Below are 22,110 nucleotides of genomic sequence, written 5' to 3'. Positions count from 1 at the left end.
TGCCGCGGCGGGAGGAGGGGGCGCTGCCCCCTTCGTCATCGGGGCCGCATGACACCTGTCACGCGCTGCGCGCGGGCTGAGCGGCGCGGGCGTCGTCGGGCTCGACGACGGCGGGCAGGGTGACGAGGGCGAGGAGGATCATCACGGCGACGAGCAGCAGCGCGCGCAGGATGCCGACGTGGTCGCCGAGCAGGCCGAGCACCGGCGGGCCGGCGATGAAGGCCGCGTAGCCGATCGTCGCGACGACCGACATCCGCGCGGCGGCGCGGCGCGGGTCGTCGGCCGCGGCGCTCATGCCGACGGGGAAACCCAGGCTCACGCCGAAGCCCCACAGCAGCGTGCCGACGTAGGCCGTCGCGGGCGGGGTGAGCACGACGAGCAGCGAGCCGACCGCGGCGACGACGAGCATCGGCAGCAGCACCCGCCGGCGGCCGTAGACGTCGAGGAGGCGGGTGCCGAGCACCCGTCCGAGGGTCATCGCGCCGAGGAAGCACGCGAAGGCGACGACGCCGGCCCACGTGGGCACGCCGTGCCCGTCGACGAAGGCGACGGCGATCCAGTCGTTGGCCGTGCCCTCGGTGAAGGCGGCGACGAGGACGAAGACGCCGATGAGCGCCGTGCGCGGCTCGGGCCACGCCGAGCGGGTGACGCCGGTCGTGCCCGGCTCGTCGGGCAGCCGCGGGTCGGCGAGGAAGTGGCGCTGGGTGCGCAGCGCGAGCGTGGCGGCCAGCGCGACGACGACGACGAAGTGCACGAGCAACGAGACGTCGAGGGCGACGAGACCGGCGCCGACGAGGGCCGCGAGGACGGTGCCGCCGCTGAAGAACGCGTGGTACAGCGGCATCGTCGAGCGGCCGAGCGCCCGCTCGACGGTCGCGCCCTGGAGGTTCATCGACACGTCCCACAGGCTCACGCCCGCCGAGGTGACGAAGAGGCCGGCGGAGATGAGCGGTCGGGAGCCCGCGACCTGGGCGCCGAGACCGACGCCGAGGATCCCGACGGAGGCGAGGACCGCGCCGACGACGACGGCCCGGCCCGTCCCGACGCGCTCGGCGAGACGACCGGCGACCGGCAGCGCGAGCAGGGAGCCGACGCTGCCCGCGAGCAGGGTGATGCCGAGCTCGCCGCTCGTCAGGCCGAGCATCGACTTGATGTCCGGCAGCCGGCTCGCCCAGGTCGCGAAGACGACCCCGGCGAGGGCGAAGACGAGCAGGAGCGCGCGGTGGGCACGCTCCTGGGGCACGGCGGACGTGCGGGCGGCGGTGGTCACGCCGGGCTCCTTCTGCGGTGGTGTGGCAGCGACGAAGGGGGGACCCGACCGCGTGGTCGGCTCCCCCCTTCGTCGTGAGGTGCGGTGGATCAGGCCTTGGGGGCGTCCTGCTCCTGCGTGGCCTCGGCCTCGGGGGCCTCGGTCTCGGTCGACGCGCTGTCGTCCTCGGTCACCTCGGGGGCCTGCGACTCGACCGACTCGTCGCTCTCGCCCTCGGCGTCCGGGACGAGCTCGTCGAGGTCGATCGCGTTGCCGTCGGTGTCGGTGATGCTCGCCTTGTCGAGGACCGCGGCGAGGGCCTTGCGACGGCCGACCTCGCCGACCATCGCCTGCACCTGACCCTGCTGGTCGATGAGCTGGGCGAACTGGTTGGGGTCCATGCCGTACTGCTGGGCCTGCATGACGAGGTACTCGACGAGCTCGGGCTGGCCGACCTCGACCTGCTCGGCCTCGACGATCGCGTCGAGGAGGAACTGCGAGGTGAGCGCCTTGCGGGTCGACTCGTCGACCTCGGCACGGTGCTCGTCGTCCTCGAGGCGACCCTCCTGCTCGAGGTGCTGGTGCACCTCGCCCTCGACGATGCTCTCCGGGAGATCGATCTGGACCTGCTCGAGGAGGGTCTCGAGGACCTTGTCGCGGGCCTGGATGCCCTGCTCGAACTTCTTGGCCTGCTCGGCCTGCTTCGCGACGTCGGCGCGCAGCTCCTCGGCCGTGTCGAACTCGCTGGCCATCTGGGCGAAGTCGTCGTCGACCTCGGGCAGCTCGCGGACCTTGACGGACTGGACCGTCACGGTGCACGAGGCGTCCTGACCGGCCTGGTCGCCACCGGCGAGCGGCGAGGTGAAGTCGGCGCTCTCGCCCTTGCTCAGACCGACGAGCGCGGCGTCCATGCCCTCGAGCATCGTGCCGGAGCCGACCTCGTAGGAGATGCCCTCGACGGCGTCGATCTCCTGGCCGTCGATCTCGGCGCGCAGGTCGATGGAGACGAAGTCGCCGTCCTCGACGGCGCGGTCGACACCGGTGAGGGTGCCGAAGCGCTCGCGCAGCTCGGTCATGCGGGCCTCGACGTCCTCGTCGCTCACGGTGACGGGGTCGACGGTGACGGCCAGGCCGTCGTAGTCGGGGAGGGTGACCTCGGGGCGGACGTCGACCTCGACGGTGAACTCGAGCTGCTCGCCGTCCTCGAGGGGCAGCGAGGTGATCTCGACCTCGGGCTGGCCCAGCGGCTTGAGCTCCTCGGCCTCGACGGCCTGGCCGAAGAACTCCGGCAGAGCCTCGTTGACGGCCTCCTGGAGGACGGCGGCCTTGCCGACGCGCTGCTCGATGATGCGGCTCGGGACCTTGCCCGCGCGGAAGCCCGGGACCTGGATCTGGGAGCCGATGGTCTTCAGGGCGGCGTCGACGTGCGGCGCGAGCTCCTCGCTGGTGACCTCGACGGTCATCTTCACCCGGGTCGGGTTGAGCTTCTCGACGGCACTCTTCACTGCAGGCACTCCAAAGGATCTCTGGCGGGTGGTCAACGGTTGACGCCCACGAGCCGTCTCCGACCCCGCAGGGGCCGGTCCCGGCTGCTCCTGACATGGACGCAGACGTAGGTCGTCACACTACCGTCACACCGGCCGCACGACCCAAACGAGCCCGCCGGGCCCTAGGGTGCCAGCCATGTCGCAGCCACCGGCCACGTCCGCCACCGCCCTGCAGCCCGTGAAGATCGTCGTCGCCGCGATGTGCGGCGGCCTCGTCCTCGTCAGCCTCGTCGGGCTGGTGAGCGCCGGCACGGACGGCGGCGCCGACCCGCTGTGGCTGGCCGTCTTCGCCGTCGTCGCCCTCGCCGGGGTCGGCGCCGCGACGACCGTCGGCTTCCGGGTCCCGCCGGTCGACCCGGCCGACCGCGACCCCGGTCGCACCGCGGTCGCCGCTCTCCAGTCCTCGACGATCGTGCGCTGCGCGCTCGTCGAGGCGCCCGGGATCGTCGCCGTGATGCTCGCCTTCGTCAGCGGGTGGGGCCTGCTCGCCCTGCTCGGGCTGGTCATGGTCCCCGTCATGCTGTGGCTCGCCTGGCCCACCCGCTCCAACGTCGCCAAGGTGCAGCGGGCGCTCGAGGCGAAGGGGGCCCGCACGGGCCTGACCGAGCGCCTCTTCGGCGCCGGCACCGGTGGCCCGATGCTCCCGACCTGAGCGGTCTCGCGGCGGGCGTCGATGGTCGAGGTGCGAGGGCCCGCCAGGGCCTGAGCTTCGAGACCACCGGACGCACGGCGGGTCTGGTTACGTCGATGGTCGAGGTGCGAGGGCCCGCCAGGGCCTGAGCCTCGAGACCACCGGACGCACGGCGGGTCGGGGTAGCCGATGGTCGAGGTGCGAGGGCCCGCCAGGGCCTGAGCCTCGAGACCACCGGACGCACGGCGGGTCGGGTTACGTCGATGGTCGAGGTGCGAGGGCCCGCCAGGGCCTGAGCCTCGAGACCACCGGACGCACGGCGGGTCGGGGTAGCCGGATTCGAACCGGCGGCCTTCCGCTCCCAAAGCGGACGCGCTACCAAGCTGCGCCATACCCCGTCACCCGGGAGCCGATTCGGTCGGCGTCCGAGCGCGCATTAGGCTAACCCGTGCTCCTCGCGCAGCAGCGCCCGCACCTCGCGGGCAGGCCGCGAGAGGTGTGCGGGCGTAGCTCAATGGTAGAGCCCCAGTCTTCCAAACTGGCTACGCGGGTTCGATTCCCGTCGCCCGCTCCCCCGTCCGTCCGCGGACGCGACGAGACCCCCGCACCGACCTGGTGCGGGGGTCTCGTCGTCCCGGCTCGCTCAGATGAAGTCGGCGGGGTCGTACTCGGAGATCGGGATGATCCGCACGCGCGGCAGCGCCGAGGTGAAGGCGCCGATCTCGTACTCGAGGTCGACGACCTCGAGGCCGGGCACCTGCCGCAGCCCGGTGGAGATGAACTCGGTGAAGCCGGCGACGGCGAGGCGGCGGTCCTCGTCGCGCGAGAGCGCGGTCATCTGCGGGGTGAAGTCGCCGTCGTGGCTGACGAGCATGACGTCGGCGGCCCGGTCGAGCAGCGCGTCCGCGGTGCGCTGGATGGCGATGTCGACGACCTTGCCCGGGCCGCTCAGCGGGACCGGGGTGTAGCCCATGGCGAGCAGCGCCTGGACGAATGACATCGGCAGGTCCTCGTCGACCGCGAGGAAGAAGAGGGCCTTGACCGGCTGCTGCCAGCGCCGCTCGAGGTGGCCGAGCAGCTTGTTCCAGCGCGGCCGCTCCTCGGGGTGGGGACGTCGGCCGAGGACGGAGGTGCCGAGGGTGGCGTCGATGTTCTCGCCGTCGACGAGGAGATAGCTGGTGCGCTGGGACATGTCGCGACCCTATCCGCGTCCGCGCGGCGTGAGGCGCAGCTCGTGGATGACGCGACCGGCGCGGGTGCCCTTGTCCTCGAAGCCGTCGGTGGGCCGCCAGGACGGCCGTTCCCCCTCGACGACCTCGTACCCGCCGTGCTCGGCGAGCTGCTCGCGCACGTGCTGGGCGTAGAGCTCGTGGTCGGTGGCGACGAGGACGTGGCCGCCGGGCCGCAGCCGTCGCGCGAAGAGGTCGAGGGTGTGCTGCTGGACGAAGCGGCGCTTCGCATGCCGCGCCTTGGGCCACGGGTCGGGGAAGAAGAGGTGGACCGCCTGGAGCGAGCCGTCGGGCACTGCGTCGTGGAGCAGGTCGAGGGCATCACCGCGGTGGACCCGCAGGGTGGTCAGGCCCTCCTCGTCGGCGGCCGCGAGCATCCGGGCGATCCCGGGCACGTGCACCTCGACGGCGAGCACGTCGTGATCGGGGTGCGCGGCGGCGTAGGCGCGGGCCGCGGCGCCGTGGCCCGACCCGATCTCGAGGACGAAGGGGGCGACCCGCCCGTAGATCCGGGCGCGGGCGGCCTCGTCGAGCCGCTGCGACTCGACGCCGTAGCGGGGCATGAGCGCAGCCATCCGCTCGTCGGTGAGCGGCGAGCTGCGCCAGCGGGGGGTGAAGGTGCGCACCCCCGAGGAGGGCCGGCCGTTCGGGGCGGGCGGGCGGTCGTGCGCGGGGCGGCGCAACGGGTCGTCGTGGGGCTGGTCAGGGGTCATCGGACGCCGATCCTACGGCGCGCCCGCCCCGGTCCGGACGGCCCGGTCAGCTGCGCCGGATGAGGATCGCGGCGCGGTCGTCGGCCTCGCCGGCGCGACCCTGGCGCACGAGCTCGGTCGTCAGCCCGCTCAGGCCGGCGCCGACGGAGGCCTCGGCCCGGCCGAGCATCCAGTCGATGCCGTCGGCGACGTCGGCGGTCGGCGACTCGACGACGCCGTCGGTGTAGACGAGCAGCGCGTCACCGGGCTCGAGCACTCCCTCGACGCGGGGGTACACCGCGTCGGGCAGCAGGCCGAGCGCCGGCCCGAGGGCGGCGGTGACGGTCTGCCACTGGCCGGTCGCCGCGACGAACTGGACGGCGGGCGGGTGCCCGGCGTGGGCGAGGTTGAAGCAGCCGTTCTCGAGGTCGACGTCGAGGTGGACCGCGGTCGCATAGCCCTCGTCCCAGTTCGCCCGGGCGAGGTAGCCGTTGGCCGCGGTGAGCACGCCCGCGGGGTCGACCTGCCCGACGAGGCCGGACAGCGCGCCGGAGAGGGCGAGCGAGCGCGTCGCGACCTTCTGCCCGTGGCCGGCGACGTCGACGAGGATCACCTCGAGCCGGCTGTGGTCCTCCTGGAGCACCGCGACGTCGAAGTCACCGGAGAAGGCCTGGTGGTGGGCCGTGGCGAAGGCGCGCTCCGCGTGCCACCCGGCGGGCAGCGGCGGGATCTCGCCGATCGCGAAGAGGCTGTCACGCAGCTCCATGATCATCCGGTCGCCGGTGAAGGCGCCGACCCCGTGCTGGGAGCGCGAGTACGAGGTGGCGAGCAGGGTCCCCATGGTCGCCGCGCAGGCGAAGGGGGCGACGTAGTACGGGCCCCCGGTGCCGAAGGCGACGACCCAGATGATCATCGTCGTCACGGCGACGTAGGTCGCCGCGAGCGCACGGACCGGCAGCACGACACCCGCGAGGAGGATGAGGGGGATGTAGGCGGAGACGGGCAGGTACTGGGGTGCGTAGGGGTTGCCGAGAGTGATCGCGAGCGCCGCCGTGAGGAGGACGACGACGCGCGGCGCTGAGCTCGAGTGCGCCAGCGTGCGCACCAACGATGCCCCCAGCTCGGGCAGCGCGAGGCGCCCGCTCTGGGAGGTGGTGGTCGACATCGCGTGTCCCTTGGTCGTCGGGCCGCCGCTCGGAGGAGCGGTGACGTCTCGACACTAGGTCCCAGCCCTCGTGGGACACGATTCCTTGACCAAGTCTTGAAGAAAAAGACTTCACTGTCCAGGGTTGGACGTTGTATATGGGCCAATCGCCCACCTTCGGGTGGGTCGATCCCCCGGCGTTGCCTAGAGCTCGGGCAGCTCTCGGGTCTGCTCGTAGCGGGTCACCATGTCGATCCGCCGCTGGTGGCGGGGCTCGCCGGTGAAGTCCGTGGAGAGGAAGACGCGCACCATCTCGGTGGCCACCTCGACCGGCTGCATGCGCCCGCCGATGCTGATGACCTGGGCGTCGTTGTGCTCGCGGGCCAGGCGCGCGAGCTCGACGTCGTAGCACAGCGCCGCACGGATGCCGGCCACCTTGTTGGCCGCCATCTGCTCGCCGTTGCCGGACCCCCCGAGGACCACGCCCCGGCTGCCCGGGTCCGCCGCGACCGCCTCGGCGGCGCGCAGCACGAAGACCGGGTAGTCGTCGACGGCGTCGTAGTCGAAGGGGCCGTGGTTGACGACCTCGTGGCCCTCGGACTGGAGGTGGGCGATGAGCTCCTGCTGGAGCTCGTAGGCGGCGTGGTCTCCGCCGATGTGCACGCGCATGGGGTGGTGATGCCTCTCGGGTGGGTGCTGCTGGGTGGTGAGGTCCGGGAGCGGACCGGGTCAGACGTCGAAGATCGGGTCGCGGGTGCGCGAGCGCTTGAGCTCGAAGAACCCGTCGGTGCCCGCGACGGCCACGCAGCCGTCCCACAGCCGGCCGGCGGCCTCCCCCTTCGGGGCGGGGCTGACGACCGGGCCGAAGAAGCTCGAGCCGGCCACGGTGATCGTCGGGGTGCCGACGTCGTCGCCGACGAGCTCGCTCACCGCCTGCTTCTTCGCGCGCAGGACGTCGTCGAGCGACTCGTCCTGTGCGGCCTCGAGGAGCGAGGCCGGCAGCCCGACCTGCTCGAGGGCCTCGGCGGTGATCGCGTCGAAGTCGCTGCGGCCCTGGTGGTGGATGCGCTCGCCGAGGGCGTCGTACAGCGGCTTGGCGACCTCGTCGCCGTGCGCGTCGAGCGCCTTGGCCAGGACACGCGACATGCCGTGGATGCGCTCCTGGAACTCGCGGTAGCCCTCGGGGATGTCGCGGCCCTCGTTGAGCGCCCACAGGCTCATCTGCCGCCAGTGGACGTCGACGTCGCGGACCTGCTCCACCTCCATCATCCAACGGGAGGCCATCCATGCCCACGGGCACGCGGGGTCGAAGTAGAAGTCAACGCTCTCGGTCGCCATGGCGGCATCCTGGCAGAAGCCCGGGCCGGTCCGCCCCGCAGGCCCTGTGTCAGCATGAGGAGGATCACCCGACGGCGCCGTGACCCGGCCGCCGTCCCCAGGACGACACCGATGGAGGCCCCGTGCCCGGCACGAACCTGACCCGCGAGGAGGCCGCGACCCGCGCCGGCCTCGTCCGGGTCGAGAGCTATGACGTCACCCTCGACCTCACCGTGTCCGAGGAGACCTTCGCGACGACGTCGACGATCACCTTCTCGGCCACGACCCCGGGCGCCGAGACCTTCGTCGACTTCATCGGCGAGTCGGTCGACGCGGTGACCCTCAACGGCACGACCCTCTCCCCCGGCGAGCTGTACGCCGACTCCCGCCTGCGCGTGCCCGGCCTGGCCGAGCACAACGTGCTGACGATCGAGGCGACCGGGCGCTACATGCACACCGGCGAGGGGCTGCACCGCTTCGTCGACCCGGTCGACGGCGAGGTCTACCTCTACACGCAGTTCGAGGTGCCGGACAGCCGGCGCATGTACCCGGTCTTCGAGCAGCCCGACCTCAAGGCCTCCTTCACCTTCGACGTCACCGCGCCCGCGCACTGGGTGCTCATCTCGAACTCCGCGACGCCGGAGCCGTCGCCCGTGCGCGAGGGGGTCGCCCGCTGGGCCTTCCCCGCCACCGAGCGGATGAGCAGCTACATCACTGCCCTCGTCGCCGGGCCCTACGACGTCGTGCGCGACAGCGTGACCACCCGCGCCGGTGAGGTGCCTCTTGGCATCTTCTGCCGCCGCTCGCTGAGCGCCCACCTCGACGCCGACCACCTCTTCGACCTGACGAAGGCCGGCTTCGCCTTCTTCGAGGAGGAGTTCGACCAGGCCTACCCCTTCCACAAGTACGACCAGGTCTTCACCCCCGAGTACAACGCCGGGGCGATGGAGAACGCCGGCTGCGTGACGCTGCACGAGATGTACGTCTTCCGCTCGAAGGTCCCCGACAGCCTCGTCGAGCGCCGCGCCCTCACCGTGCTCCACGAGCTCGCCCACATGTGGTTCGGCGACCTCGTGACGATGAAGTGGTGGAACGACCTCTGGCTCAACGAGAGCTTCGCCGAGTGGGCGAGCACGACCTGCCAGGCCGAGGCCACCCAGTGGGCCACGGCGTGGACGACCTTCTCGACGCACGAGAAGTCGTGGGCCTACCGCCAGGACCAGCTGAGCACCACCCACCCGATCGTCGCGCCGATCCGCGACCTCGCCGACGTCGAGGTCAACTTCGACGGCATCACCTACGCCAAGGGCGCCTCGGTGCTCAAGCAGCTCGTCGCCTACGTCGGCCGCGAGGCCTTCCGCGACGGGCTGCGCGCGTACTTCGCCAAGCACGCGTGGAGCAACACGACCCTCGGCGACCTCCTCGACGAGCTCGAGGCCACCTCGGGCCGCGACCTGCGCGCGTGGTCGGCGCTGTGGCTCGAGACCGCCGGTGTCGCGACCCTGCGCCCCGTGGTCGAGGTCGACGACCGTGGCGCGATCACCGCGGCGCGCGTCGAGCAGGCCGTCACCGACGAGCACCCGACCCTGCGCCCGCACCGGCTCGCGATCGGCTGCTACGACCTCGTCGACGGCGTCCTCACCCGCACCGAGCGCATCGAGCTCGACGTCGACGGGGCGGTGACCGAGGTGCCCGCGCTCGTCGGCCGCCAGCAGCCCGACCTGCTCCTCGTCAACGACGACGACCTCGCCTACGCGAAGATCCGGCTCGACGCCCGCTCGCTGGCGACCTTCCGCAGCAACCCGCGCGCCTTCGCCGACTCGCTGCCCGAGTCGCTGTGCCTCGCGAGCGCGTGGGACATGACGCGCGACGCCGAGCTGCCCGCCCGCGAGTACGTGCCGATCGCCCTGGCGGCCCTCGAGGGCCAGGACGACTCCACCCTGCTCAAGACGCTCCTGCAGCAGCTGCGCACGGCGGTCCTGTCCTACTCCGACCCGACCGTGCGGGCCGAGCTGCGCACCCAGGTGCGCGACCGGCTCGAAGAGCTGGCCCGGACCGCCGAGCCCGGCAGTGACGCCCAGCTCCAGCTCGTCACCGCGGTCGCCGACCTCACCGCCCCCGGTGACGACACGACCTTCGTCGCCGGTCTGCTCGACGGCTCGCAGGACGCGCGCGGCCTGGCCGTCGACACCGACATGCGCTGGACCCTGCTCACCGCCCTCGTCGCCGCCGGCGAGCGCACCGCGCAGGACGTCGACGCCGAGGCCGGTCAGGACAACACCGCGACCGGTCGCGAGCGCGCCGCCCGGGCCCGGGGCGCGGCCCCGACCCCGGAGGCGAAGGAGGCCGCCTGGCACGCCGGTGTGGAGGACGCGACGACGTCGAACTCCGTCGTCGACGCCCACGCCCTCGGCTTCGGCCGGGTCGGCGACCCGGCGCTGCTCTCCCCCTTCGTCGCCCGCTACCACGACGCGCTGACGCGCGTGTGGTCCGAGCGCACGCACGCGGTCGCCGAGAGCATCGTCGTGCTCTTCTACCCGATGGCCCTCGCCGGCCCCGAGCTGCTCGCCGCCTCCGACGCGTGGCTGGCCGAGCACCCCGACGCCCCGGCCGGGCTGCGCCGCACCCTCACCGAGCAGCGCGACGCCGTCGCGCGCGCGGTGGCGGCCCAGCAGCGCGACGCGCAGAGCACGGGGGCCTGATCTGGTGCGGACGAGCTCGACCCTGTCCCCCGTCAGCGAGGGCGCGAGCAGCATGGCGGCGGTGACCGCCCAGGACGCCTGGGGCTGGATCTCCGGCGTGCCGCTGCAGATCCTCGTCACCGTCGTCGCCGCGGTGGTCGCCCGGGCCGTGCTGCACCGGGCGATCCGCGGCTTCGTCGACACGACCGTCTCGCGTCGCGAGGGCCGCATCGTCGACCGCGGGCGCTCCGCCGTCGGCATGGTGGCGACGAAGGCCGGCATCAACACCGAGCGGCACCGTCAGCGCACGCTGACGCTCGGCTCGTTGCTGCGCTCGGTCGTCACCTTCGTCATCTCGCTCATCACCCTGCTCACGGTGATGGCGCTCCTCGGCATCCCGCTCGCGCCGCTCCTGGCGTCCGCGGGCGTCGGCGGTGTCGCGCTCGGCTTCGGCGCGCAGAGCCTCGTCAAGGACTTCCTCTCCGGGGTCTTCATGATCCTCGAGGACCAGTACGGCGTCGGCGACCTCGTCGACACCGGCGAGGCCGTCGGCACCGTCGAGGAGGTCACCCTGCGGATCACCCGGCTGCGCGACGCGCAGGGGGTCGTCTGGTACGTCCGCAACGGCGAGATCATCCGCATCGCGAACCGCTCGCAGGGGTGGTCGACCGCGACGGTGGACCTGCCCTTCTCCTACCGCGAGGACGTCGACCGGGTGGGTCGGATCATCCGCGAGGCGATCTCCGGTCTCGAGGACGAGCCGGAGTGGTCCGGCGCGGTGCTCGACCCGCCGCAGCTGCTCGGCGTCGAGTCGATCACCGGCGGCACGGTGACGATGCGCGTCCTCGCGAGGTGCGCGCCCGACGAGCACTGGGGCGTCCAGCGCGAGATCCGGCGCCGGGTCAAGGACGCCTTCGACCGCGAAGGGGTCAAGGGCCCGCCCTTCCCCCCGGTCGCCACGGTCTGAGCACGGCGCAGCTCGGGCACGGCACGGGGGCGGGCTCGGCCCGCCCCCGTGCCGCCTGAGAGACTGGACGCATGTTCGTCCAGCCCGGCGAGACCTTCTACTCCCAGGTCGGCGGTCACGAGACCTTCGTCGCCCTCGTCCACGCCTTCTACGAGGGGGTCCGTGAGGACCCCGAGCTGCGCGCCCTCTACCCCGAGGAGGACCTCGGTCCGGCCGAGGTGCGCCTGCGGATGTTCCTCGAGCAGTACTTCGGGGGGCCCTCGACGTACAACGAGCTGCGCGGGCACCCACGCCTGCGGATGCGGCACGTCGACTTCGCCGTGACGCTCGACATGCGCGACCGCTGGTTGCGCCACATGTACGCGGCGATGGACCAGGTCGACCTGCCCGAGGCGCACGCCGAGCAGATGCGCGACTACTTCTTCCGGGCCGCGCACATGCTCGTCAACTCCGACGGCGAGGGCAACCGGCTGTGAGCACGACGCGGTCCTGAGCACGACGAAGGGGGACCCCCGACCGGCGGGTCGGGGGTCCCCCTTCGTGCGTGGTGGGTCAGGCGACGACGGCGTCGCTCACCGAGAGGACGATCTTGCCCGCGGCCGAGCCGTCACGGCTCGCGGCGAAGGCGTCGGCGGTCTGCTCGAAGGGGACCACCCGGTCGACCTCGACGTGCAGACGCCCGGCGGCGACCTCGTCGAGCAGACCGGCCAGCCGGGGGCCGTCGGGGCGCACCCAGACCCAGCGGCCGCCGTGCTCCTCGACCGAGGCGTCCGCGATCGAGGCCAGCCGTCCGCCGTCGCGACGCAGCGCGAGGCTGTCGTCGAGGACCCCGCCGACGAGGTCGGCGACCGCGTCGACCCCCTCGGGCGCGAGCTCGCGGACGCGCTCGACGAGCCCGTCGCCGTACTCGACCGGCTCGACGCCGAGCGCGCGCAGCCGCTCGTGGTTGCGCGCCGAGGCGGTGCCGATGACCCGGGCGCCGGCCGTGACGGCGAGCTGCGAGAGCAGGTGACCGACACCGCCGGACGCGGCGTGGACGAGGACGACGTCACCCGAGCCGATCTCGAGGGTCTCGAGGACGCGCTGGGCGGTCAGGCCCGCGAGCGGCAGCGCCGCGGCGTGGTCGTCGCTCACGGCGTCGGGCACGGCCGCGACGTCGTCGACGGCGACGGTGACGTACTCGGCGAAGGTACCGCCGGAGACGACCTGCTTGCGCGCGTACGCGGCGACCCGGTCGCCGACGGCGTGCTCGGGGGTGTCGGGGCCGACCGCGTCGACGACGCCCGCGACGTCCCAGCCGGGCACGACCGGGAAGTGGGCGTCGAGCATGGGGTCGAGCCCGCCGGACATGATCTTCCAGTCCACGGGGTTGACGCTCGCCCGGGTGACGCGGATGCGGACCTCGCTCGGTCCCACCTTCGGCACCGGTCGCTCGGTGAGCTGCAGGACGCTGTCGTCGCCGTACTGGTCATAGGTGATCGCTCGCATGCTCATGCCAACCCGGCGCGGGGCCGAGCCATTCCGCACTGCCGCGCGGGCCCCGCGAAGGGGGGACGCCCTTTTGCGCCAACGGGTCCCGCGCTGCGACGATCTGCGCATGACTGCGTCCCCGACGACGACCCTGCAGACCACCCCCCTGCACGCCGGCGCCCCGGCCGACGCCGCCTGGTGGCGCGACGCCGTGATCTACCAGGTCTACCCCCGCAGCTGGGCCGACGGGGACGGCGACGGCATCGGGGACCTCGCGGGCATCACCGCCCGCCTGCCCCACCTGCGCGCCCTCGGCGTCGACGCGGTGTGGTTCTCCCCCTTCTACGTCTCGCCGCAGCGCGACGCCGGCTACGACGTCGCCGACTACCGCGACATCGACCCGCTCTTCGGCGACCTCGACGACGTCGACGCGATGATGGCCCGCGCGGCCGAGCTCGACCTCAAGGTCGTCGTCGACCTCGTGCCCAACCACACCTCCGTCGACCACGCGTGGTTCCAGGCCGCGCTGGCCGCCGCGCCCGGCTCCCCCGAGCGGGCCCGCTACATCTTCCGCGAGGGGCGCGGCGACGGCAGCGAGGCGCCGAACGACTGGACCTCCGTCTTCGGCGGGCCCGCGTGGACGCGCGTCACCGAGGCCGACGGCGAGCCCGGCCAGTGGTACCTCCACCTCTTCGACACCGGCCAGCCCGACCTCGACTGGACCAACCCGCAGGTGCGCGCGGAGTTCGAGTCCGTGCTGCGCTTCTGGCTCGACCGGGGCGTCGCGGGCTTCCGCGTCGACGTCGCCCACGGCCTCGTCAAGGCCGAGGGGCTGCCAGACTACGCGCCGCGCGAGCACATGCTCCAGCAGAACAACACCGCCGACAGCCCGTACTGGGATCAGGACGGCGTGCACGAGATCTACCGCGACTGGCGCCGGGTGCTCGACTCTTACACCGAGGGGCCCGAGCGGATCCTGTGCGCCGAGGCGTGGGTGCGCCCGCCGGAGCGTCTCGCCCGGTACGTGCGCCCCGACGAGATGCACCAGGCCTTCAACTTCGACTTCCTCGACACCCGGTGGGACGCCGGCGCCCTGCGCGAGGTCGTCGAGACCTCGCTGCGGGTCTACGACGAGATCGGCGCGCCCTCGACGTGGGTGCTGAGCAACCACGACGTCGTGCGTCACGCGAGCCGCTTCGGGCTGCCGCAGGACGGCCCGCGGCCCAACGGCATCGGCGCCGAGGACCCCCAGCCCGACGCCGAGCTCGGTCTGCGCCGGGCCCGCGCCGCGACGACGCTCATGCTCGCGCTGCCCGGCGGGGCGTACGTCTACCAGGGCGAGGAGCTCGGGCTGCCCGAGCACACGAGCCTGCCCGACGAGTACCGCCAGGACCCGACCTTCCGCCGCACCGGCGGCGAGGAGCTCGGTCGTGACGGCTGCCGCGTGCCGATGCCGTGGGAGGGCGACGCCCCCGGGTACGGCTTCGGCCCGAGCGGGCGCACGTGGCTGCCGCAGCCGCCGACCTACGGCGAGCTCGCCGTCGACCGCCAGACCGGCGTCGAGGGCTCGACCCTCGAGCTCTACCGCCGGCTGCTGTCGGTGCGCCGCGAGCGCGCCCTCGGCCGCAGCTCGCTCGCCCACGTCGACGGGCTCGGCGAGGACGTCGTCGCCTTCGTCGTCGGCGAGAGCACGCTCGTCCTGGCCAACCTCGGTGACGCGCCCGTCGCGCTGCCGGCCGGCGCCGAGGTGCTCGTCGCCTCCGGGCCGCTCGCCGACGGCCAGGTCCCGAGCGACACGGCCGTGTGGGCCGCCCTGGCGAGCGAGGTCTGATGCTCTCGGCCCGGGTGGCCCGACCGGCGTCGGACTACCCGTACTTCCAGGCGCGGACCCCCATCGGGCTCGCGCACCGAGGTGGGGCCGGGTACGAGCCGAACGTCGGGCGCGAGAACACCGCGGCAGCCTTCGAGGAGGCGGTGGCCATGGGCTACCGCTACCTCGAGACCGACGTGCACGCGACGTCCGACGGGCGGCTCGTCGCCTTCCACGACGCGGTGCTCGACCGGGTGACCGACGGGGTCGGCTCGCTCGCCGAGCTGCCGTGGTCGCGCGTGAGCCGGGCCCGCACGCCGGCGGGTGACGCGGTGCCGCTCATGGACGAGCTGCTCGAGCGCTTCCCGACGACCCGCTTCAACATCGACGTCAAGGCGCCCGGCGCGGTTGCGCCGCTCGCCGAGGTCGTGCGCCGCCACGGGGCGATCGACCGGGTGTGCGTCGGGTCCTTCTCCGACGAACGGCTGCGCGCGGCGCGTCGCCTGCTCGGCCCGCGCCTGGCGACGTCGGCCGGCCCGGCGGGTGTCGCCGGCATGCGGCTGCTGCCCGGGGTGCTCTCGCGCCTGCTCCACTCCCCTGCGCAGGCGCTGCAGATCCCCGTCCGGCACCTCCTCGGGCGCCGCCCGATCACCCTCGTCACCCCGGCGCTGCTGCGCGCGGCCCACGCGACCGGCAAGCACGTCCACGTGTGGACGATCGACGACGCCGACGAGATGCACCGCCTCCTCGACCTCGGCGTCGACGGCATCGTCAGCGACCGGATCGAGGTCCTGCGCGACGTCCTCGCCGAGCGCGGCACCCCCCTCGCCGACGACTGACGGACGGGCTCGCCCCCCTTCGCACTTTCCCGCCCAGGGCGGGAAAGCTCGACCTCGGGAAAGAAATGTTCTTGCCCGAGGTCGAATGTTCCCGCCCTGGGCGGGAAAGCTGGGGCGGCGCGTCAGCGGGTGAGGGCGGAGAGGACCTGCTCGACGGCGGTGGGGCGGCCGGCGACGCTCCATGTCGTGCCGCGGACGTCGACCTGGGCCGTGCGCCCGCCCGCGCCGAGGACGAGGGCCTCACCGGGCAGCCAGTCCCACGCGGGCACGAGGGGCTGCGCCCACACGCCGACGCGGCCGGCGGCGACCGCGGCGAGGTCGCACGATCCTGACCCGAGCATGCGCACCGTCGCCGCCCCCTCGCACGCGGCGAGCCACGGCTCGCGCAGGGAGGGGTCGGCCAGGCGCGTCGGGTGGAGGTAGGTCGCGAGGCACACCTGATCGAGCGGCAGGTCGACGAGGGCCTCCAGCGGTGCGCCGTCGAGGCTCGTCGGCAGGTCGCGCCCTCCGAGCCACCGCTCACCCGTCACCGGCTGGTGCACCGCGCCGAGCACGACGCCCGTGTCGTCGCGCAGCGCGAGCGCGCTGCACCAGTAGGCCATCCCGGCCAGGAAGTTGTACGTCCCGTCGACGGGGTCGATGACCCAGGTACGCCCGCTGCGCGAGGGCGCCTCCGCGCCCTCCTCGCCGACGACTCCGTCGTCGGGCCGGAGCCGGGCCAGGACCGAGACGACGAGCTCCTCGGCGGCGTGGTCGGCGGCCGTGACGACGTCGGAGACCGACGTCTTGCGGGCGCCGGTGAGGCCCTCCGCACGCATCGCCGCGGCGAGTGCGCCGGCCCGGTCGACGAGCTCGGCGGCCAGGGCCGCGTCGTCGAGGTCAGCGGGGACGGTCGTGGGGTCGGTGCTCACGGGACCAGCCTACGAAGGGGGTCAGCGCGCGAGGACGTAGCCGGCCCGGGAGGTGAGCCGCACCCACGGGCCCTGCCCGTGGACCGTCACCGGGTCCTCGCCGAGGAAGCCCAGGACGTGCATCCCGAAGGCTGCGCCCGCCGGGACCGACGCGCCGTCAGACCCACCGGGGACCTCGACGCGACGACCCCAGACGCGCGAGCGCAGGTCGGCGACGGCGCTCGAGCCCGCGCCCTGCGGGGTGCCCGTCGCGACCTCGACGATGCCGGCGGTGGCGGTGTCGTACAGCCGCGAGGCGGAGAGCGACCCTACCGGCTCCCAGCCCCCGCGGGGCGGGCTCACGGCCGCCCACGACGCGGCGACGGTCGTCGGCGGCACGGGGAGCTCGGCGGACCCCGTGCCGCTGCGGGCCAGCCGGTCGGTGAGGGCGGCGAGCGCGACGACGGTGTCGAGGGGCTCGGGAGGTGCCCCGAGAGGCAGGGTGCGCAGGCCGAGCACGAGGCCCGCACGGGTCAGACCGGCCCCGGGCAGCACGCACGTCCACACGGCGAGGACGCCGGCGTCGCCCGCGGGCAGGGCCTGCAGCCGGGCGGCGCCGTCCTCGTCATGACGCTTCGCGCGGCCGACGTAGGTGGCCAGGTCGGCGCCGACCTGCTCGTCGGCGAGCACGAGGGCGCTCATCGCCGGCCCCGCAGCGCGACGGGGGCCTCGAGCTGCGCGCGCAGGGCGTCGCGCTCGGTCTGCGGAAGTCGTCGGGGCCGCTCGGTGGCGAGGTCGAAGGCCGCGAGCGCCGTCTCGGCCCGGGCGTACACCGCGTCGCCGACGTCCTCGGGGTCACGCACCTCGTAGCCGACCTCGAAGCTCGCGCCCCCGATCTGGCTCACCCGCAGGTCGATGCGCACGGGGGCGAGGCGGTAGACGAGCGGGCGCAGGTACTCGATCTCCTGGCGCGCGACGATGACCCCGCCCTGGAGCATCTCCTCCGACCCCGACCCGAACCACTGCGCGAAGGCGGTGATCCGCGCCTCCTCGAGCAGGCGCAGGTACTGGACGTTGTTCACGTGCCCGTACGCGTCCATGTCGCTCCAGCGAAGGGGGACGAGGGTCGTGGTGATCGGCATGGCGCCATCCTCCCAGCCCGGCAGGGAGCCCGGCGGCGCTGCCCAGCGGGAGCCGGGCAGCGGTGCCCGGCGGTCGCCCGGGCGGCGGCGTCGCACCCCTCGCCTACGGTGGAGGACATGAGCTCCTCCCCCGCTCCCGCCGACCTCACGAGCACCGACGGCACGCACGTCGACGTCGACCCCCAGGTCGCGCAGGCCGCCCGCGCCGCCCTGCGCCGTCTCGTCGGGCGCGAGGACGTCGACTTCCGCGACGGGCAGCTCGAGGCGATCGCCGCCCTCGTCCAGCACCGGCGCCGGGCGCTCGTCGTGCAGCGCACCGGGTGGGGCAAGTCGGCGGTGTACTTCGTCGCCGCCTCGCTCATGCGCGCCCGGGGCGCGGGCCCGGCGCTCATCGTCTCGCCCCTCATCGCGCTCATGCGCGACCAGGTGGCGGCCGCCCACCGCGCCGGGGTGCGCGCGGTGTCGATGAGCTCGGCCAACGCCCAGGAGTGGGACGACGTGCGCTCGGCGCTGGCCGCCGACGAGGTCGACGTGCTCCTCGTCAGCCCCGAGCGGCTCAACAACCCCCGCTTCCGTGAGGAGCAGCTGCCCGACCTCGTGCGCCGCTGCGGCCTCGTCGTCGTCGACGAGGCGCACTGCATCTCCGACTGGGGCCACGACTTCCGACCGGACTACCGGCGCATCGCCGACCTGCTCGAGCGCCTGCCGCAGGACACCCCGGTGCTCGCGACGACCGCGACCGCCAACGCGCGGGTCGTCGCCGACGTCGCCGAGCAGCTCGGGGCCGGGGGCCACGACGTGACGACGGTGCGCGGGGCGCTGGCCCGCGACTCCCTGCGCCTCGGCGTGCTGCCGGTCGCCGGTCCCGACGAGCACCTCGCCTGGCTGACGACGCACCTGCACGACCTGCCCGGCAGCGGCATCATCTACACCCTCACGGTCTCGGCCGCCGAGGACGTCGCCCGGGCCCTCGGCGACGCCGGCCACACGGTCGCCGCCTACACCGGCCGCACCGATGCCGAGGACCGCGCCCGGCTCGAGGAGGCGCTGCGACGCGACGACGTCAAGGCCCTCGTCGCGACGAGCGCGCTCGGCATGGGCTTCGACAAGCCCGACCTCGGCTTCGTCGTGCACCTCGGAGCACCCTCGTCGCCGGTCGCCTACTACCAGCAGGTCGGTCGTGCCGGCCGCGCCACCGACCGCGCCGACGTCGTGCTCCTGCCCGGCCACGAGGACAGCTCGATCTGGAGCTACTTCGCCTCTGCGTCGATGCCGCGCGAGGACCAGGCCGAGGTCGTCCTGCGCACCCTCGCCGAGGCCGGCCGCCCCCTCTCGACCGCCGCGCTCGAGACCGCCGTCGACATCCGACGCACCCGTCTGGAGCTGCTGCTCAAGGTCCTCGACGTCGACGGCGCCGTGAGCCGTGTCCAGGGCGGGTGGATCAGCACCGGGCAGCCGTGGACCTACGACGGCGAGCGGTACGCCCGGGTCGACCAGGCCCGTCGCGACGAGCAGGACGCGATGCGGCGCTACCTCACCCTGACGACCTGCCGGATGGCCTACCTCCAGGCCTGCCTCGACGACCCGAGCGCGCAGCCGTGCGGGCGGTGCGACGTGTGCGACCCCGGCTGGGTGCCGCAGGGCGTCGCCGCCGACGCCCGCACGAGCGCGAGCCAGGCGCTGCAGCGTCCGGGTGTGCCGCTGGACCCGCGGGTCTCGTGGCCGACCGGGATGCCGCGGCTCGGCGTCGAGGTCAAGGGCCGGATCCCGGCCGAGGAGCAGGTCGAGGAGGGCCGGGCCCTCGCCCGCACGACCGACCTCGGGTGGGGGCCCCGGGTGCGCGAGGTGCTCGCCGCGCCCGACGCGCCCGTGCCCGAGCCGATGACCCGCGCGCTCGTCCAGGTGCTCGCCGCGTGGCCGTGGGCGCAGCGCCCGGTCGGCGTCGTCGCGATGCCCTCGCGGCGTCACCCCCTGCTCGTCGGGTCGGTGGCCGAGCACCTCGCGCAGGTCGGCCGGCTGACGATGCTCGGCACCCTCGACCTCGTCGAGGACGGACCGGTCGGCGAGCCGGGGGGCAACAGCGCCTTCCGGCTCGCCGGGGTGTGGGACCGCCTCTCGGTCGGGCCCGAGCTCGCCTCCGCCCTAGCGACGGCAGGCGGCCCCGTGCTCCTCGTCGACGACGTCGTCCACTCGCGCTGGAGCCTGACCGTCGCCGGCCGGCTGCTGCGCCGCGCAGGTGCCGAGGCCGTCCTGCCCCTCGCCCTCGGGCTCGAGGGCTGAGGCGACCGGCTCGAGCGGGGCGTCGGCCGGCTGGGCGCCCGCGTGCGCAGGACAGCGCCGTGACGCCGACAGGTCGACGGTGACGAAGGGCAGGAAGAGCTGGATCGTCGGTCCGATGAGGACCGCGTAGAGCACGGTGCCCAGGCCCACGACCCCGCCGAGCAGCCAGCCGAGCGCCAGCACGGTGAGCTCGAGCGAGGTGCGCACGAGGCGGATCGACCCGCCGGTGCGCCGGGCGATGCCGGTCATCAGCCCGTCGCGCGGCCCGGGGCCGTACTGGCTGCCGATGTAGAGGGCCCCGGCGAAGCCGTTGACGAGGATGCCGCCGAGGAGCAGGACCCACCGCCACACGAGGCCGTCGGGGGTGTCGAGCAGCGACAGGGTCACGTCGGTGGCCAGGCCTATGACGACGGCGTTGGCGACCGTGCCCAGCCCCGGCCACTGGCGAAGGGGGATCCACAGCACGAGCACGAGGACCCCGACGCCGATGACGATCGTGCCGAAGCTCAGACCCGTGAGACGGCGCACGCCGTCGTGGAAGACGTCCCAGGGGTCGAGGCCGAGCTCGCTGCGCACGAGCATGCCCATCGCGGCGCCGTAGAGGGCCAGACCGACGAAGAGCTGCGGCAGCCGCCGGGCGGTCTGCCCGGCACGGAGCTGCTCGAGAGGGGTCATCGCCTCGAGGGCGACACGGCGTGGTGCGTTCATGACACCGATGGTGCCGTGCCGACCCCTGCCGCAGAAGAGCCAATCATGACAAAGTGGCTCGTATGACCCGCACGATCTCTCCCACCCGGCTGGCGACCCTGCTCGGCCGCGCACCGGAGCGGCACCCCGCCTACCGCTCCGTCGCCGAGGCCCTGCGCCTGCTCGTCGACGACGGCCGGGTCCCGGCCGGCACGCGGCTGCCCAGCGAGCGCGCACTCGCGGAGACCGTCGGGGTGAGCCGGGCGACGGTCACGCGGGCCTACGCCCTGCTCACCGAGCAGGGGTACGCGAGCTCCCGGCGCGGGTCCGGCACCGTCACCGACCTGCCCGACGCCGCGAGCCGCGACGGCCGTGGCGCCCTCATGCCGCGCATCGAGGGCGGCGACACCGGCGTCGTCGACCTCACCTGCGCCGTCATGCCGCCCCCGGTGCAGATGCACACGGCCTACGAGCAGGCCCTCACCCGCTGGCCGACCTATCTCCAGGGATCGGGCTACTACCCGCTCGGGGTGCCCGCCCTGCGCGAGGCCGTCGCCGCGCGGTACACCCAGCGCGGTCTGCCGACGAGCGCGGACGAGGTGATGATCACCAGCGGCGCGGTGGGTGCCCACGCCATCGCGTCGCGCGCCTTCCTCCGGCCCGGCGACCGGCTGCTCCTCGACAGCCCGACCTACCCCAACGGCATGGAGGCCCTGCGCGCCGACGGCGCCCGGCTCGTCGCCATGCCCGTCGACGAGACCGGCTGGGACCTCGACGCCTGGGAGGCCGCCCTGCCGCGCACCGGCGCCCGCGCCACCCTGCTCCTGCCCGACTACCAGAACCCCACCGGCCACCTCATGGGCGAGGGCGAGCGCGCACGGCTGGGTCGGGCGCTCACCCGCCACGACGTGCTGGCCGTCGTCGACGAGACCCTCGTCGAGACCCGGGTCGACGGGCCGGGGGTGCCCTCCCCCTTCGCCGCTCACCACCGCCGCACGATCACCCTCGGCGGCGCGAGCAAGAGCCACTGGTCCGGCCTGCGGGTGGGCTGGCTGCGGGCGCCCGCCCGTCTCATGGGGCCGCTCGCCGCGGCGCGCACGACACTCGACCTCGGCTCCCCCGTGCTCGAGCAGCTCGCCCTGCTCGAGCTCATGGCCCACGACGACGAGATCACCGCCTCGCGCGCCGAGGTCGCCCGCTCCCGGCGCGACACGCTCGTCGCCGCCCTGCACGAGCACCTGCCGCAGTGGCGCACCCGCGTCCCGCACGGCGGGCTGTGCCTGTGGGTGACCCTGCCCGAGCCGGTGTCGACTCCCTTCGTCGTCGCCGCGGAGCGGCACGGGGTGATCCTCGCCCCCGGGCCGCGCTTCGCCCCCGAGCCCGGTCTCGAGCGGCATCTGCGCATCCCCTTCACCCTGCCCGAGCCGACCCTGCGCGACGCCGTGCACCGGATGGCCCGCGCCTGGGCCGAGCTCGACCCGGGGGCGCACGCCCGCCACGACCTCGCCACCCCCCTCATCGCCTAGTCTTCGCCC

The 22,110-nt window shown here is 73.9% G+C and carries 19 protein-coding genes and 2 tRNA genes; 9 read left to right on the top strand and 12 right to left on the bottom strand.

The window, feature by feature from the left end:
- Nucleotides 1-58: 58 nt before the first annotated feature.
- Together L6241_RS08960 and tig are read right to left on the bottom strand one after the other, a co-directional pair.
- Nucleotides 59-1,270, bottom strand: coding sequence for an MFS transporter (locus L6241_RS08960; RefSeq protein ID WP_368245835.1), 1,212 nt, complete (start codon nt 1,268-1,270; stop codon nt 59-61).
- A gap of 89 nt (nt 1,271-1,359) precedes the next feature.
- Nucleotides 1,360-2,754, bottom strand: coding sequence for a trigger factor (gene tig / locus L6241_RS08955; protein WP_368245834.1), 1,395 nt, complete (start codon nt 2,752-2,754; stop codon nt 1,360-1,362).
- A 178-nt stretch (nt 2,755-2,932) separates the two neighbouring features.
- Here tig and L6241_RS08950 point away from each other — a divergent pair, with 178 nt between their 5' ends.
- Nucleotides 2,933-3,448: a hypothetical protein gene (locus L6241_RS08950; RefSeq protein ID WP_368245833.1), complete on the top strand. Its 516-nt coding sequence runs from the start codon at nt 2,933-2,935 to the stop codon at nt 3,446-3,448.
- 303 nt (nt 3,449-3,751) lie between these two features.
- Here L6241_RS08950 and L6241_RS08945 read toward each other — a convergent pair.
- A tRNA-Pro gene (locus tag L6241_RS08945) sits at nt 3,752-3,825 on the bottom strand.
- 102 nt (nt 3,826-3,927) lie between these two features.
- Between L6241_RS08945 and L6241_RS08940 the strand changes: the two genes are divergently transcribed.
- Nucleotides 3,928-3,998: transfer RNA gene (locus L6241_RS08940), tRNA-Gly, on the top strand.
- Nucleotides 3,999-4,070: 72 nt separating this feature from the next.
- Here L6241_RS08940 and L6241_RS08935 read toward each other — a convergent pair.
- The 5 genes from L6241_RS08935 to L6241_RS08915 all read right to left on the bottom strand — a co-directional run bounded on the left by L6241_RS08935 (nt 4,071) and on the right by L6241_RS08915 (nt 7,830).
- A complete protein-coding gene (locus L6241_RS08935; protein WP_368245831.1) occupies nt 4,071-4,619 on the bottom strand; it encodes an NYN domain-containing protein in 549 nt (182 codons plus the stop codon).
- A 9-nt stretch (nt 4,620-4,628) separates the two neighbouring features.
- Nucleotides 4,629-5,369, bottom strand: a complete 741-nt coding sequence (gene trmB / locus L6241_RS08930; RefSeq protein ID WP_368245829.1) for a tRNA (guanosine(46)-N7)-methyltransferase TrmB — start codon at nt 5,367-5,369, stop codon at nt 4,629-4,631.
- Nucleotides 5,370-5,415: 46 nt separating this feature from the next.
- A complete protein-coding gene (locus L6241_RS08925; RefSeq protein ID WP_368245828.1) occupies nt 5,416-6,513 on the bottom strand; it encodes a PP2C family protein-serine/threonine phosphatase in 1,098 nt (365 codons plus the stop codon).
- Nucleotides 6,514-6,696: 183 nt separating this feature from the next.
- Complete coding sequence (locus L6241_RS08920) at nt 6,697-7,161, bottom strand: ribose-5-phosphate isomerase (protein WP_123090955.1); 465 nt, start codon at nt 7,159-7,161, stop codon at nt 6,697-6,699.
- Nucleotides 7,162-7,221: 60 nt separating this feature from the next.
- Complete coding sequence (locus tag L6241_RS08915; RefSeq protein WP_201466199.1) at nt 7,222-7,830, bottom strand: DsbA family protein; 609 nt, start codon at nt 7,828-7,830, stop codon at nt 7,222-7,224.
- Nucleotides 7,831-7,952: 122 nt separating this feature from the next.
- On the opposite strand from L6241_RS08915, the gene pepN reads away from it, so the two are divergent.
- From pepN to L6241_RS08900, 3 genes are all read left to right on the top strand, one after another.
- Nucleotides 7,953-10,511: an aminopeptidase N gene (pepN, locus tag L6241_RS08910; RefSeq protein WP_368245825.1), complete on the top strand. Its 2,559-nt coding sequence runs from the start codon at nt 7,953-7,955 to the stop codon at nt 10,509-10,511.
- 61 nt (nt 10,512-10,572) lie between these two features.
- Nucleotides 10,573-11,457 (top strand): mechanosensitive ion channel family protein, encoded by an 885-nt coding sequence (locus L6241_RS08905; protein WP_368245823.1) that lies wholly within the window; start codon nt 10,573-10,575, stop codon nt 11,455-11,457.
- Between the two features lie 71 nt (nt 11,458-11,528).
- Nucleotides 11,529-11,933 carry a globin gene (locus L6241_RS08900; RefSeq protein ID WP_251718475.1) on the top strand — a complete coding sequence of 135 codons (405 nt, stop codon included), beginning with the start codon at nt 11,529-11,531 and terminating at the stop codon, nt 11,931-11,933.
- A 76-nt stretch (nt 11,934-12,009) separates the two neighbouring features.
- On the opposite strand, the gene L6241_RS08895 is transcribed toward L6241_RS08900, so the two are convergent.
- The gene (locus tag L6241_RS08895; RefSeq protein WP_368246071.1) at nt 12,010-12,945 is read right to left on the bottom strand and encodes an NADP-dependent oxidoreductase; all 936 of its coding nucleotides are present in this window, start codon (nt 12,943-12,945) and stop codon (nt 12,010-12,012) included.
- 109 nt (nt 12,946-13,054) lie between these two features.
- Here L6241_RS08895 and L6241_RS08890 point away from each other — a divergent pair, with 109 nt between their 5' ends.
- On the top strand, nt 13,055-14,758 hold the full coding sequence (locus L6241_RS08890; RefSeq protein ID WP_368245821.1) for a glycoside hydrolase family 13 protein: 1,704 nt from the start codon (nt 13,055-13,057) through the stop codon (nt 14,756-14,758).
- On the top strand, nt 14,758-15,576 hold the full coding sequence (locus L6241_RS08885) for a glycerophosphodiester phosphodiesterase (RefSeq protein WP_368245820.1): 819 nt from the start codon (nt 14,758-14,760) through the stop codon (nt 15,574-15,576). The genes L6241_RS08890 and L6241_RS08885 overlap by 1 nt, the downstream gene beginning before the upstream one ends.
- Before the next feature lie 122 nt (nt 15,577-15,698).
- Here the strand turns inward: L6241_RS08885 and L6241_RS08880 are convergent, their stop codons facing one another.
- Genes L6241_RS08880 through L6241_RS08870 form a run of 3 tightly spaced genes read right to left on the bottom strand, consistent with a single transcriptional unit; the run spans nt 15,699 to nt 17,608 of the window.
- Entirely contained in the window at nt 15,699-16,487 is a 789-nt protein-coding gene (locus L6241_RS08880) for an inositol monophosphatase family protein (RefSeq protein WP_224766880.1), read from the bottom strand.
- Nucleotides 16,488-16,508: 21 nt separating this feature from the next.
- Complete coding sequence (locus L6241_RS08875) at nt 16,509-17,168, bottom strand: hypothetical protein (RefSeq protein ID WP_368245818.1); 660 nt, start codon at nt 17,166-17,168, stop codon at nt 16,509-16,511.
- The gene (locus L6241_RS08870) at nt 17,165-17,608 is read right to left on the bottom strand and encodes an acyl-CoA thioesterase (RefSeq protein WP_368245816.1); all 444 of its coding nucleotides are present in this window, start codon (nt 17,606-17,608) and stop codon (nt 17,165-17,167) included. Before L6241_RS08870 ends, L6241_RS08875 begins: the two co-directional genes overlap by 4 nt.
- A 117-nt stretch (nt 17,609-17,725) precedes the next feature.
- Between L6241_RS08870 and L6241_RS08865 the strand changes: the two genes are divergently transcribed.
- Both L6241_RS08865 and L6241_RS08860 read left to right on the top strand, forming a co-directional pair.
- Entirely contained in the window at nt 17,726-19,888 is a 2,163-nt protein-coding gene (locus L6241_RS08865) for an ATP-dependent DNA helicase RecQ (RefSeq protein WP_368245814.1), read from the top strand.
- A 770-nt stretch (nt 19,889-20,658) separates the two neighbouring features.
- The gene (locus L6241_RS08860; RefSeq protein ID WP_123090960.1) at nt 20,659-22,101 is read left to right on the top strand and encodes a PLP-dependent aminotransferase family protein; all 1,443 of its coding nucleotides are present in this window, start codon (nt 20,659-20,661) and stop codon (nt 22,099-22,101) included.
- Nucleotides 22,102-22,110: the final 9 nt, after the last annotated feature.

It is taken from the genome of Janibacter sp. Y6 (genome assembly GCF_040900765.1).
Classification (GTDB): Bacteria; Actinomycetota; Actinomycetes; order Actinomycetales; family Dermatophilaceae; genus Marihabitans; species Marihabitans melonis.
This window is presented reverse-complemented; position numbering and strand designations above follow the sequence as displayed.

Excerpts from the sequence above, each read along its gene's own strand:
- L6241_RS08950 (WP_368245833.1), top strand. The coding sequence starts at position 2,933 with ATGTCGCAGCCACCGGCCACGTCCGCCACCGCCCTGCAGCCCGTGAAG.
- L6241_RS08935 (WP_368245831.1), bottom strand. The coding sequence starts at position 4,619 with ATGTCCCAGCGCACCAGCTATCTCCTCGTCGACGGCGAGAACATCGAC.
- trmB (WP_368245829.1), bottom strand. The coding sequence starts at position 5,369 with ATGACCCCTGACCAGCCCCACGACGACCCGTTGCGCCGCCCCGCGCAC.
- L6241_RS08925 (WP_368245828.1), bottom strand. The coding sequence starts at position 6,513 with ATGTCGACCACCACCTCCCAGAGCGGGCGCCTCGCGCTGCCCGAGCTG.
- L6241_RS08920 (WP_123090955.1), bottom strand. The coding sequence starts at position 7,161 with ATGCGCGTGCACATCGGCGGAGACCACGCCGCCTACGAGCTCCAGCAG.
- L6241_RS08915 (WP_201466199.1), bottom strand. The coding sequence starts at position 7,830 with ATGGCGACCGAGAGCGTTGACTTCTACTTCGACCCCGCGTGCCCGTGG.
- L6241_RS08900 (WP_251718475.1), top strand. The coding sequence starts at position 11,529 with ATGTTCGTCCAGCCCGGCGAGACCTTCTACTCCCAGGTCGGCGGTCAC.
- L6241_RS08895 (WP_368246071.1), bottom strand. The coding sequence starts at position 12,945 with ATGCGAGCGATCACCTATGACCAGTACGGCGACGACAGCGTCCTGCAG.
- L6241_RS08890 (WP_368245821.1), top strand. The coding sequence starts at position 13,055 with ATGACTGCGTCCCCGACGACGACCCTGCAGACCACCCCCCTGCACGCC.
- L6241_RS08885 (WP_368245820.1), top strand. The coding sequence starts at position 14,758 with ATGCTCTCGGCCCGGGTGGCCCGACCGGCGTCGGACTACCCGTACTTC.
- L6241_RS08875 (WP_368245818.1), bottom strand. The coding sequence starts at position 17,168 with ATGAGCGCCCTCGTGCTCGCCGACGAGCAGGTCGGCGCCGACCTGGCC.
- L6241_RS08870 (WP_368245816.1), bottom strand. The coding sequence starts at position 17,608 with ATGCCGATCACCACGACCCTCGTCCCCCTTCGCTGGAGCGACATGGAC.
- L6241_RS08865 (WP_368245814.1), top strand. The coding sequence starts at position 17,726 with ATGAGCTCCTCCCCCGCTCCCGCCGACCTCACGAGCACCGACGGCACG.
- L6241_RS08860 (WP_123090960.1), top strand. The coding sequence starts at position 20,659 with ATGACCCGCACGATCTCTCCCACCCGGCTGGCGACCCTGCTCGGCCGC.